At 69.0% G+C, this 12,439-nt stretch carries 10 protein-coding genes; 7 read left to right on the forward strand and 3 right to left on the reverse strand.

Features of this window, described 5'->3' with window-relative positions; genetic code table 11:
• Positions 1-5 precede the first annotated feature (5 nt).
• From ABMA10_RS18930 to ABMA10_RS18945, 4 genes are read left to right on the forward strand one after another with little or no spacing between them, the layout of a single operon-like run.
• Positions 6-1,805 (forward strand): ABC transporter ATP-binding protein, encoded by a 1,800-nt coding sequence (locus ABMA10_RS18930; protein WP_414693690.1) that lies wholly within the window; start codon positions 6-8, stop codon positions 1,803-1,805.
• A complete protein-coding gene (locus ABMA10_RS18935; protein WP_347869551.1) occupies positions 1,802-2,644 on the forward strand; it encodes an energy-coupling factor transporter transmembrane component T in 843 nt (280 codons plus the stop codon). Before ABMA10_RS18930 ends, ABMA10_RS18935 begins: the two co-directional genes overlap by 4 nt.
• Positions 2,645-2,704: 60 nt before the next feature.
• Positions 2,705-3,367: a dihydrofolate reductase family protein gene (locus ABMA10_RS18940; RefSeq protein WP_347869550.1), complete on the forward strand. Its 663-nt coding sequence runs from the start codon at positions 2,705-2,707 to the stop codon at positions 3,365-3,367.
• Positions 3,368-3,421: 54 nt separating this feature from the next.
• Positions 3,422-4,513 (forward strand): Rv2578c family radical SAM protein, encoded by a 1,092-nt coding sequence (locus ABMA10_RS18945; protein WP_347869549.1) that lies wholly within the window; start codon positions 3,422-3,424, stop codon positions 4,511-4,513.
• Between the two features lie 73 nt (positions 4,514-4,586).
• Here ABMA10_RS18945 and ABMA10_RS18950 read toward each other — a convergent pair whose 3' ends face one another.
• Positions 4,587-5,024, reverse strand: coding sequence for a GNAT family acetyltransferase (locus ABMA10_RS18950; RefSeq protein WP_347869548.1), 438 nt, complete (start codon positions 5,022-5,024; stop codon positions 4,587-4,589).
• 95 nt (positions 5,025-5,119) lie between these two features.
• Between ABMA10_RS18950 and ABMA10_RS18955 the strand changes: the two genes are divergently transcribed.
• Positions 5,120-6,637, forward strand: a complete 1,518-nt coding sequence (locus tag ABMA10_RS18955; RefSeq protein WP_347869547.1) for a carboxylesterase/lipase family protein — start codon at positions 5,120-5,122, stop codon at positions 6,635-6,637.
• A gap of 141 nt (positions 6,638-6,778) precedes the next feature.
• Here the strand turns inward: ABMA10_RS18955 and ABMA10_RS18960 are convergent, their stop codons facing one another.
• A complete protein-coding gene (locus ABMA10_RS18960) occupies positions 6,779-9,010 on the reverse strand; it encodes a DEAD/DEAH box helicase (RefSeq protein ID WP_431030835.1) in 2,232 nt (743 codons plus the stop codon).
• Positions 9,011-9,314: 304 nt separating this feature from the next.
• Between ABMA10_RS18960 and ABMA10_RS18965 the strand changes: the two genes are divergently transcribed.
• A complete protein-coding gene (locus tag ABMA10_RS18965; RefSeq protein ID WP_347869545.1) occupies positions 9,315-11,135 on the forward strand; it encodes a glycoside hydrolase family 15 protein in 1,821 nt (606 codons plus the stop codon).
• Positions 11,136-11,230: 95 nt separating this feature from the next.
• Here ABMA10_RS18965 and ABMA10_RS18970 read toward each other — a convergent pair whose 3' ends face one another.
• Positions 11,231-11,716 carry an NUDIX hydrolase gene (locus ABMA10_RS18970; protein WP_347869544.1) on the reverse strand — a complete coding sequence of 162 codons (486 nt, stop codon included), beginning with the start codon at positions 11,714-11,716 and terminating at the stop codon, positions 11,231-11,233.
• A gap of 75 nt (positions 11,717-11,791) precedes the next feature.
• On the opposite strand from ABMA10_RS18970, the gene ABMA10_RS18975 reads away from it, so the two are divergent.
• Positions 11,792-12,406, forward strand: a complete 615-nt coding sequence (locus tag ABMA10_RS18975) for an antibiotic biosynthesis monooxygenase (RefSeq protein ID WP_347869543.1) — start codon at positions 11,792-11,794, stop codon at positions 12,404-12,406.
• Positions 12,407-12,439: the final 33 nt, after the last annotated feature.

The following is a 12,439-nucleotide window of genomic DNA, read 5'->3' on the forward strand; positions in this document are numbered from 1 at the left end:
TACCTGTGATCGACGACGCATCGTGCCCGACGGGCGCACCGGGCACGCCGGCCTCGACGGCCGCCACGATCGTCGACCAGGTACGCATCCAGCACGACGAACGCACCGAGTGGACCCCGGACGGCGTCTCCTTCGACGTCGGACGAGGTGAGGTCGTCCTGCTGCTCGGACCGAGCGGTTCGGGCAAGTCGACGCTCGCACTCGCGATCAACGGCCTCGTTCCCCAAGCCGTCCCGGCGCGTCTGGAAGGATCGGTCGTCACCGCCGGGCTGGACACGAGCACGTCGACCGTGGCAGCGCTGAGCGCCCACGTCTCGATGGTCTTCCAGGATCCGGATGCACAGATCGTCACGGGGTCCGTGCTGGACGAGGTCTGCTTCGGACCCGAGAACCTGCTGCTGGCGCCCGGAGAAGTTCTCGAACGCGCCGAGCGGGCACTTCGGCAGGTGGGGCTGTGGGGCCGTCGCGCCGAGAACCCGGACCGGCTCTCCGGCGGTGGTCGTCAGCGGCTGGCCATCGCCTGCGCGCTCGCGATGGGCAGTGAACTCCTCGTCCTCGACGAACCGACGGCGAACCTCGACCCCGCGGGGATCGAGGAGGTCTACAGCGCACTGCGCGACCTCGTCGGATCTGGCACGCACGCCGTGCTCCTCGTCGAGCACAACCTCGACGCCGCCATCGACCTCGTCGACCGCGTCGTCGTCATCGACGGACACGGTCGACTCGCCTTCGACGGGCCGACCCGCGAGATCCTCCTCGGGCACCTCGAGGAACTCATCGCGATGGGCGTCTGGCTGCCGGTCGCGACGCTCGCGGCACTGCGGCTCCGCGACGCCGGCATCGCCCTGCCGATCATCCCCCTGACACCGGCGGAGCTCGCGACGGCACTCGACCCGCTCGAGCTGCCCGAGCGACCCGCCGTCCACCCGCCGGATGCCATGGCACGCACCGTCGCCGTGACCGTGGACCGGCTGAGCGTCGCACGCGGGAGGGGCAAGCAACGGTCGACCATCCTGCACGAGGTGAGTCTCGAGATCGGTCGCGGCGACTTCCTCGCCGTCGTCGGTACCAACGGCGCGGGGAAGACGACGCTCGTGCAGGCCATCGCGGGCGTCGTCCCACCACCGCGCGGCCGCGTCGACATCGGTGGAGTCGACCCCGGCCGCAGCGACGTACGGACGCTCGCGGCGACCATCGGCTTCGTCTTCCAGAACCCCGAGCACCAGTTCATCACCCACACCGTCCACGATGAGCTGGCCCACGGGCTGCGGATCCGTGGCGCGGACGACGCGGAGACCGAGCGTCGCGTTTCGCACATGCTCGACCGGTTCGGCCTCGGGTCGATGCGCGAGGTGCACCCGTTCCTGCTGTCCGGCGGACAGAAACGCCGCCTGTCGGTCGGCACCGCCCTCATCGCCGGGGCGCCCGTCATCGTCCTCGACGAACCGACCTTCGGTCAGGACCGCGAGCGAGCGAACGAGCTCCTCGACCTCCTCTCGGCGCTGAACGCCCAGGGCACGACCGTGATCGTCGTCACGCACGACATGCAACTCGTCGCCGAGCACGCGAGCCACGTCGCCGTGATGGCCGCCGGACGACTCCTCGCTCACGACACCGCCGCGACGATCCTCGCCGACGATGCACTGATCGAACGCGCCGGGCTCAGGCAACCGCCGCTTGCCCGCGCCATGCGGGCACTCGAGCGTCACCCCGAGTGGCGGACGATCGCGCGCCTCGCCGACCTGCCGTCCGTGGCGGCACTCGATGACCCGCCTGCCCGGTCCACGGACACGGACTCGCGATGAGTGCCGCGAGGATCGACCCCTATGCGGCGAGCGCCGAGCACCCGGGCATCCGCTTCCTGTACCGCCTCAATCCGCTCGCGAAGCTCGGTGCGCCCCTGCCGGCGATGGTGCTCCTCATCTTCACCCGCGACCTCGCGATCCCGCTGTCGTTCATCGTGCTCGCCCTCCTGATCGTGCTCGTCGGCGCGCAGCTGACGCGTCCCATCGCGCTGTTGCTCCTCCTCGGCCTCCCGACCGTGGTTGCGGTCATGTCGTTCAGTTTCGGGCTGTGGAGCGACGCGAGCCGCGTCGACCACTCGGTCCTGCTGTTCCAGATCGGCGACTACCGTTTCTTCCTGGGCGCCTTGCTGCTCGGCTTCGCCACGGCGCTCCGACTCGCGAGTCTGCTCGTGCTCGCCCTCATCGGCGGCCTCACCTCGACCGGGCCCGAACTCGTGCGGGCGATGATCCAACAGCTGCACGTGCCCTATCGGATCGGCTACACGGCGCTCGCGGCGTATCGGTTCGTGCCGAGGTTCGGCCATGAGCTCGACGTGATCCGCTCGGCGCACCGTGTGCGCGGCATGGCCCAGGGACGCGGTCCCGTCGCGTCGGTCAGACGCAGCCTCGGCTACGTCGTCCCGCTGCTCGCGGGGGCGATCCGGCATGCGGAGCGCGTCGCCCTCGCCATGGACTCACGGGCGTTCGGCGCCCATCCGCAACGCACCGAGCGGACGATCATCCCGTTCCGCACCCGCGACTGGGTGTTCATGATCCTGTTCTGGCTCGTGAGCGCCAGCATCGTCTGGTGGGGGCTCACCGCCGGCCCCGGCCCGGTCGGCGGTGCGGCGATCGGCTGACCCCCACAGTTCCGCGGTCCGCCATGTTGACGGCGTACACAACGGGACTATGGTGGGGCGATGACGATGCTCCGAGTCCACAACTTCGCCGTCTCGCTCGACGGGTTCGCCACCGGTGAAGGCCTCACCGTCGATGCGCCGTTCGGACACGCGGGGCACCGGCTGATGCAGTGGTTCTTCCCGACGCACGCCTTCGCGAACATGAGCGGTCACGACGACGAGGCGGTCGGCACGGGCACGAGGGGTGTCGACGACAGCTTCGCCGCGGCGACCTCGGTCGGCATCGGCGCGGAGATCATGGGACGGGGCAAGTTCGGCCCGCAGACCGGCCCATGGACCGACGAGACGTGGCGCGGCTGGTGGGGCGAGGAGCCACCGTTCCACTCACCGGTCGTGGTGTTGACGCACCACCCGAGGCCGGACCTCGTCGTCGGCGAGACCACGTTCCTGTTCCGTGATCTGAGCCCTCGCGAAGCGCTCGACCTGGCCGTCGAGCAAGCCGGCGGTCTCGATGTCCGGCTCGGCGGAGGCCCGACGGTCGTCCGAGACTTCTTGGCGGCCGACCTCGTCGACCACCTGCACATCGTCGTCAGTCCGATCCTGCTGGGTCGCGGCGTCCGCCTGTGGGACGGTCTGGAGGGACTCGAGGATCGCTTCGACATAGAGACGACGGCGTCTCCATCGGGCGTCGTCCATTACGTCTTCGCCCGCACACCTCGCTGAAACCCGACGACGGGTCGTCCCGCAAAATGTTCGAACGTATGTTCTAATGGGTGCATGCGGTGGAGCGGTCAAGAACTCGGGGTCGAAGAGCCGTCAGCGCTGCCCGGCCTCGCGCGGCTGAACAACCTGGTCCGCAGTGTCCAGACCCCGGAGTTCGCCGGAATCACCTTCCACGAGGTGCTCGCGAAGTCGGCGCTCAACCGTGTGCCCGGTCAGTCCGCCATGCCGTTCGGGTGGACGATCAACCCGTATCGGGGCTGCTCCCATGCCTGCACGTACTGCTTCGCGCGGCCGACGCACACCTATCTGGACCTCGACGCCGGGAAGGACTTCGACTCGCAGCTCATCGTGAAGGTCAACGTCGCCGAGGTCCTGACGAAGGAGCTCGCAAAGCCCTCTTGGGGGAAGCACCCGGTCGCCCTCGGGACCAACACCGATCCGTATCAGCGGGCGGAGGGCAAGTACCGGCTCATGCCCGGCATCATCACCGCGCTGGCCGATGCGGGCACACCGTTCTCGATCCTCACGAAGGGCACGCTGCTCCGGCGCGACCTGCCGTTGCTCGCCGAGGTGGCCCAGCAGGTGCCCGTCGACCTCGCCATGTCCATCGCGATCTTCGACGACGAGCTGCAGCAGTCCGTCGAGCCCGGGACGCCGACGGCGGCGGCGCGCCTCGCCACCGTCCGTGCAGCGAGCGACCTCGGCTTCGACGTCGGGGTGTTCATGATGCCGCTCCTCCCCTATCTCACCGACACCGTCGAACACCTCGACCTCGCACTCACCCGCATCCGCGAATCCGGCGCGAGCACCGTGCTGTACTCGGCCCTGTACCTGAAGGCGGGCGTCAAACCCTGGTTCATGCAATGGCTCGCTCGCGAGCACCCTGAACTCGTCGAGAAGTACATCGCGATGTACGCGGACGGCGCCTACGCGCCCAAGGAGTACCGCCGCTGGCTCGCCGACCGCATCCGGCCGATGATCCGCGCCCACGGGCTCGAGCGCGGCACGGAGGACCCGGCCACCGGCGGGCTCCGTTCCTCGGCGCTCGGCATGATGCGCAACGACGAGGGCGCGCGTGTCCGGTTCCAGCGACTCGCCCCGGACCTCGCGACGACAGCCCTGCAGGCGCAACCGACGCTCTTCTGACACGTTCATCCGCCCACGTTTGGGCGAATCAGCGCCCATTCGCCCAAAGATGGGTAAACGAACGGAAGGGCGGTCAGGCGTCGGGGATGAGGCGTTTGCTCAGCAGCGCGACCTCGTCGGTGGCGTAGCCGAGGGCCTCGTAGAACCCGATCACCCGATCGTTGCCGGTGCGCACCATGAGGTTGATCTTCGGGCAGTCGAGCGCGATGAGCAGTCGCTCCGCCTCCGCCATGAGGTCTCGGCCGAGTCCCGTCCCCTGCAGCGACGAGGAGACCGCCAGGTAGTGCGCCCACCCCCGGTGCCCGTCGTACCCGACCATCGCCGTCCCGACGACGTCGTCGCCCTGCTCCGCCACCAGGAAGAGCTCCGGCTGCGTGGTCGACTTGCGCTCGATGTCCTTCGCCGGATCGTTCCACGGTCGGGTGAGCCCGACCTCGTGCCACAACGTGATGACTGCCTCAGTGTCGGACGAGTGGAAGGGACGGATCTGCATCGCCCCAGTCTCGCTCATGCACAGGACCCCTCACGAATCCACCGGGACTCAGGACCCTCGATCGGCCGACGTCGATACAGTGGTGGCACCCGAGCTGCAGAGGACGGCCCAGTATGAGCACCGAACCCGGACTGGACATGACCAGCGACGCCGCGACCCCCGGCGGCGCACCGACGCCCGTGACCGTCACCACGGGCAGTGGCCCGGTCACCGGTGTCAGCGAAGGCGGCGTCTCCCGCTTCCTCGGCATCCCGTACGCGGCGGCCCCGTTCGGCGACGATCGATTCCGCCTCCCGCAACCCGTGGAGCCGTGGGAGGAACCGCGGGACGCGACCACCCTCGGAGCGACAGCGCCGCAGGCCCCCTACGCCGGAGCCATCGGCGAGCTGCTCACCACGGTGACCGTCCCCGGCAACGAGATCCTCAACGTCAACATCTGGACGCCGGCCGACCGCTCGGGGGCAAAGCTCCCCGTCATGGTCTGGATCCACGGCGGCTCGTTCGTGCACGGGTCGAACGCGCTCGACGCCTACGACGGCACCGCCTTCGCGCGCGACGGTGTCGTCCTCGTCGCGGTCAACTACCGGCTCGGTTCGGAGGGCTTCTCCGTCCTTGCCGACACCCCGCTCAACCTCGGCATCGCCGATCAGTTGGCCGCGCTCACGTGGGTGCAGGACGAGATCGGGCACTTCGGCGGAGACGCACGGAATGTGACCGTGTTCGGCGAATCCGCCGGCGGGGCGGCCGTCGCGACCCTGCTGGCACACCCGGACGCGGCTGCGGTCATGGCGCGGGCGATCATCCAGAGCGGTCCGCTGGAATCACAGCCTCGCGAGCGCGCCGGTCGCATCTCGAAACTCATGGCGAAGGATCTCGGTGTGCCAGCGACGCGCGCGGGCTTCAAACGCATCCCACCCGAGGGACTCGTCGCGTCGCAGGAGCGGGTCATGTCCGGCGGCAACCCGATCAGTGGTGGCCCAGGGTTCACCGTCGCGACCGGGGCGCCGCTCGTACCGAAGAGTCCCTTCGACGCGCTCCTCACCGGGCAGGCGTCCGGTATCCCGCTCCTCATCGGCAGCACGACCGAGGAGTACCGCTTGTGGTTCGTGCCGACCGGGCTCATCCCGACCTTCAAACGGATCCACCTGTTCGGCGCGCGCGTGAAGCTCGGGATATCGGCGGCGACCGTGCGGACCTTCCGCCGGAACCGGCCGAAGGCACCGACCGGTGAGATCCTGGGCGCGATCGCGACCGATCTCCTGCTGCGGGTCCCGCTCAACCGAGTGGCAGACGCCCGCAGCACCGCCGGTGCCGCGACGTGGGCCTACGAGTTCGCGTGGCGGAGCCCCGTCGGTTCGGACGGTCTGGGGGCGCTCGGTGCGGCCCACGCCCTCGAACTGGGGTTCGTGTTCGACCACCTCGCCTCACCCGAAGCGGTCCGGATGGCCGGGACCGAGGCGCCTCAGTCGCTCGCGACGGCGATGCACGATGCCTGGGTCGCGTTCGCGACGACCGGGGACCCCGGATGGTCCCGCTGGGACACCACCCGCCCTGTCCGTACCTTCGACGGTGTCGACGACGCTGTCGTGCTGGCTCCTCGGGATGACGAGCGCGCAGCGCTCACCCCGTAGCTCCGGCCCACATCGTCTGCATGCGCAGCGTCCGCCGCCGCACGTGCAGCGAGCCGCCCGACCAGACGAACCGACCGCTCGGTGGACGCAGGAACGCCCGCCGAGCCAGAGCTCGACGGGCGTTCCTGTGCAACGGAGTGACTACGCGGTGGCAGCGATGTCCTCGATGAGCTGATCGCCGGGAGCAGCGTCATCGAATGCGGCATCGATCTCGGCGCGATCGAGCAGCTCGGTCATCCGACGGCGACGCGCCTTCGGGATGATCGTGACGACACGACCGACCTTGCCGGCGCGACCGGTACGACCGGCACGGTGCAGGTACGTCTTGTACTCGTCCGGGGCGTCGGCCTGCACGACGAGCGTGATGTCGTCGACGTGGATGCCGCGAGCGGCGACGTCGGTGGCGACGAGGACGTTGACACGACCCGAGGTGAGCTTCTCCAGGTTCCGCGTGCGGCGGCTCTGGTTCAGGTCACCGTGGAGTGACACGGCCGGGATGCCGGCCATGCCGAGCTGCTCCGCGAGGCGCTCGGCATACGCGCGGGTGCGTGCGAACACGAGGGTCTTCTCGCTGCGGTTGACCAGCTCCTCGATCAGGCGGTCCTTGCCCTTGTGCTCCACCACGAGCACGCGGTGGTCGATGGTCGAGGACGCCTGGTCCTCGCCTGCGACCTCGTGCACCGCGGGGTTCGGGAGGAACTCGTTGACGAGGGCTGCAACACCCTTGTCGAGGGTGGCGGAGAAGAGGAGCTTCTGGCCGTCGGGCGCGGTGCGACGCAGGATGCGCTGCACCGGCTCGAGGAAGCCGAGGTCGCACATGTGGTCTGCCTCGTCGAGGACGGTCACAGTGACCTGCGACAGGTCGAGACGACCCTGCTCGATGAGGTCCTCGATGCGGCCAGGCGTACCGACGATGATGTCGACGCCACGCTGCAGCGCACCGACCTGGCGCCCCTGCGGGACACCGCCGTAGATCTGCGTGGTGAAGAGGCCGACGGCGCGCGCGATGGGCTGCACGGTGCGGTCGATCTGGAGCGCGAGCTCACGCGTCGGCGCGAGGATCAGCGCACGGGGCTTGCGGCCCGGCTTGCGGTTCTTGCCGCCGCCGTTCTCCATGAGCTTCTCGACGAGCGGTGCGCCGAACGCGATGGTCTTGCCGGAGCCGGTGCGGCCGCGGCCGAGGACGTCCTTGCCGGCGATGACGTCGGGGATGGTCGCCGCCTGGATCGGGAACGGGCTGGCAGCTCCGAGCTCTTCGAGGGCACGCACGATGTTGCCACCGAGGCCGAGCTGGCCGAAGGTCATGCCGTCGACGTCTCCTGCCTGGATGGCGTCGGCCTCGAGGCGCTCGAGCACCACGTCGTCCTGCGGCGTGTAGGAGCCGGTGTCGCGCTTCGGGTAGAAGTCGCTGCCGCGGCTCGCGTCGGAGCCGCCGTCGAAGGAGCGCTTCGGGCGGTCATCGAAGGAACGCGCGGGGCGGTCCTCGAACGATCGCTTCGGGCGGTCCTCGAAGGAGCGTGCCGGACGGTCGGTACGGTTCGCCTGACGAGGGTCGCTCTGACGTGCCGGACGGTCGCCGTAGGAGGGACGCTCAGTCCGCTCGCCACGGTTGTACGACGGACGCTCGTTCCGGTCACCGTACGACGGACGCTCAGTCCGCTCGCCACGGTTGTACGACGGACGCTCGTTCCGGTCACCGTACGACGGACGCTCAGTCCGCTCGCCACGGTTGTACGACGGACGCTCGGTGCGGTCGCCACCGCGGTTGTTGTACGACGGACGCTCGTTCCGGTCACCGTACGACGGACGCTCAGTCCGCTCACCACGGTTGTACGACGGACGCTCGGTGCGGTCGCCACCGCGGTTGTATGCGGGACGGTCGCCGCCACGGGTGTTCGCGGGGCGGTCGCCCCGGTCGCCGTACGACGGACGCTCGGAACGCTCACCGCGGTTGTACGCGGGACGCTCGGTGCGGTCGCCACCACGGTTGTACGCGGGACGCTCGCCACGGTCGTTGCGGTCGCCGTACGAGGGGCGTTCGTTGCGGTCGCCACCACGGTTGTAGGCGGGACGGTCGTTGCGCTCGCCACGGTTGTAGGCCGGGCGCTCGTTGCGGTCATTCGAGCGGGGACCGCGGTCGCCGCGCTCAGCGGACTCGAACCGGGCCGCACGCTCGGCACGCTCGTCGGCGTTCCAGCGCGACTTCTGCGGTGCTGCGCCGTCGTCGGGACGGTAGCCTCGGTGGCCTTCGCTCTTGCTGCCGGACTTCGCGCCGGGGCGCGAGCCGAACGGCCGCTTGTTCTCACCGTACTTCGACTTCGGGTCGAAGCTCTTGGCCAGACGTCCGCCGGCCGGTTTGTTGTTCTTAGGCATAGAAAAATGCTTTCCGGGTTATAACTCGTTCGCATGAACAACCTGCATGACTCACACAGCGCCATCCGAGACCTCGGCTGCGCTGCGGCATGCTCATACCCGGGCTGACAATGGCCGGGACCGTTCACATCGTGTGTGTGTTCGTGGAGTTCTCTCCAACGAAACCGGCCCACCAGACTGACATAACCCTCCGCGGTACAAACGCGGTGTCTAGAGCCGACTTCGCTACATTACCTGATCCACCCTGAGAAGTCACGGTGCATCGTTCCAGAGCGTTTGCAGCGCCACGTGACAGCATGGGGGAATGCCCAGCCCCACCGAGCCAAGCGCCATCGAGGACTACGCCCTGATCGGCGATTGCCACACCGCCGCACTCGTGTCGATGGAGGGCAGCATCGACTGGCTGTGCCTGCCGCGCTTCGACTCACCGTCGATGTTCGGCGCGCTGCTCGGCACCCCGGATCACGGCTCCTGGTCCGTCCGACCGACCGACGAGCGCGCGAGCGCGACGAGGCGCTACCTGGACGACACCTTCGTCCTCGAGACCACGTGGACGACGGCTGACGGCACGGCCCGCGTCACCGACGTGATGCCGCACGGCGACCGGCGCGCAGACGTCCTGCGCCGGATCGAGGGCCTCAGCGGCACCGTCTCCGTCGAGGTCGAGCTGCGTATCCGGTTCGGCTACGCGGACGCCATCCCCTGGGTGCGACAGCTCGCGGACGGCACCGGCATCGTCGCCATCGCCGGCCCCGACGCCGTCGTCGTGCGGGGTGTGCACCTCACGGCCTCCGATCACGCCCACTCGGCCACCGTCGAGGTGTCGGCGGGCGAGACCGTCGACCTCACCCTCACCTGGTACCCGTCGCATCGCGACGTCCCTGAGGCCATCGAGGTCGGCCCGCGCATCGACCACACGGTGCAGTGGTGGCAGGACTGGGCGACGCGTTGCGACCCGCCCGTCGAGTACGAGGATGCGGTCGTCCGGTCGCTGCTCGTGCTGCGTGCGCTCACCCACGAGGACACCGGCGGCATCGTCGCCGCTGCGACGACGAGTCTGCCGGAGTCGTTCGGCGGCGTGCGCAACTGGGACTACCGCTACGTCTGGCTGCGCGACGCGTCATTGACGCTCGAAGCACTGATGCAACACGGCTTCACCGACGAGGCGCACGATTGGCGCGGCTGGTTGTTGCGCGCGATCGCCGGCGATCCCAACGACCTGCAGATCATGTACGGCCTCGCGGGCGAACGCCATCTCGTCGAGGAGGAACTCGACAGCCTGCCCGGCTACCGGGGCGCAGCGCCCGTGCGCATCGGCAACGGCGCGTACACGCAGTACCAGGGCGACGTCTTCGGTTCCGTGATGATCGCGCTCGACGAGGCCCGCGGGATCGGGCTCGCCGAGGACGACTTCTCGTGGAGTCTGCAGCGCGCACTCCTCGGCGTGCTCGAGGAGCACTGGAACCGGCCCGATCGCGGGATCTGGGAGGTTCGCGGCGACGAGCAGCATTTCACGCACTCACGTGCCATGATCTGGGCGGCGCTCGACCGCGGTGTCCGGGCGGTGCGCGAGCACGGTCTCGACGGTCCGGTGGAGCGTTGGGAGGCGTTGCGAGAGACGCTGCGCGAGACGATCGAGCGGGAGAATGTCGACCACGATCGCGGTTGCTACGTGCAGCACTCGGGGACGACCGAGGTGGACGCGTCATTGCTCGTGCTCGCGCAGATCGGCTACGTCGCGGCGGACGACCCGCGGATGCTCGCGACGGTCGCGGCCATCGAGGATGACCTCCTGCAGGACGGGTTGCTCCTGCGCTACCGCACCGAGAGCGGCGTCGACGGGCTCCCGGGTGAGGAGCACCCGTTCCTCGCGTGCTCGTTCTGGCTCGTCCAGCAGTATGCGGCGTCCGGCAGACTCGACGACGCCCGCGAGCTGATGGACCGGCTGCTGTCGTTCCGGAACGATGTCGGTCTGCTCTCGGAGGAGTACGACGTCCAGAACGCCCGCCAGGCCGGCAACACCCCGCAGGCCCTCTCCCACCTCGGCCTGGTCCGGGCCGCGGACGCCATCGCCGCTGCCTCCTCCCGAACATCCACATCACAGAATTCAGGGAATCCGAGCTGAGACGGGGCGAGATGTCCGATTCCCGCCAGTGGTCTGCCGCGTTTCGCCCGCGGCCTGCAGGATTCCCTGAATTCTGCAGATGATGTCGGGGTGGGTCAGCGGGTGAAGTGGGCCTCGGGAGCATCGGAGGCGGCCAGGGCGATCCGAGTTCGGAAGTTCTGAGAGACCTCCGGCGGGAGCGCGTCGAGACGGAACCAGCCCGCCTCCGAGTTCTCACCGTCGGCCGGATACGGCTCGCCCGACTCGTACCGGCAGCGGAACACGAGGTCGATGTACTGCGTGATGTCACCGTTGCCGTAGACGTTCTGCGGCAACACCTGCACCTGCGAGAGCCGTTCGGCGACCGCGACCACCGCAGCCTCCTCGAGCACCTCCCGCTCGGCCGCGACAGCGGGTTCCTCGCCCGGATCGATGATCCCCGTCACCGGCGTCCATGCCCCGTTGTCGGTCCGGCGCACCAATAGCACCTCGGAGTCAGGCGTTCCAGTCGCCCGCAACACCACCGCCGTCACCCCCGTCAACCACAGCGGCGCGTGGCCGATCTTCTCGCGGAGGGCCAGTACGAAGTCAGGGGTCGCCATGATCCGACTCTACGGGTGGAGCTTCCGGGCGCCCTGGGACACGCGATGGAAACACGAGTGCGCTCTACTTGGGGCATGGAACACGATCCCATCACCGTCTCGATCGAGCGACGCGTCAACCCGGCGTCGATCTCCGAGGCCACCATCTGGGTCCAGGCGGGCATCAACCTGGCCAACCGCTATCCCGGCTTCCTCGGCTCCGGCTGGGTTCGCGCCGGTGCCGAGAGCGACGTCTGGTACATGCTGTACCGCTTCGCCGACGAGCAGACCCTCACCGACTGGGAGGGCTCGAAGGAGCGCGCCTGGTGGTTGTCGAGTGGGCGGGAGTTCATGGAGCAGTCGCGGGTGGAGAAACGGAGTGGCATCGAAGGCTGGTTCGACGCACCCGACGGCATCCTCCGCATCGACGAGGCGATCGAGGACGGCGACCCGGATCCGATCCCGCCCGCGCCGCCGCGCTGGAAGCAGGCGGTCAGCATCTGGCTCGGGTTCTTCCCGCTCAACCTCCTGTTCACCTTCATCGTGACATTCTTCGTGCCCTGGTGGGAGCCGCTCGGCGTCTTCCTGCACGTGCTCGTCTCGACACTGGTGCTCACGCCGATCATGACCTACTGGCTGCTGCCGCTCGTCACGCGCTTGCTGCGGCCGTGGCTCACGAAGCCCCGGCGTGCCGGCCCGGGAACCGCCTGAAGCGCAGTGGGCCAGCCGGTCGGTCCGCGCCCT

This window comes from Plantibacter sp. RU18, assembly GCF_050613355.1.
Classification (GTDB): Bacteria; Actinomycetota; Actinomycetes; order Actinomycetales; family Microbacteriaceae; genus Plantibacter.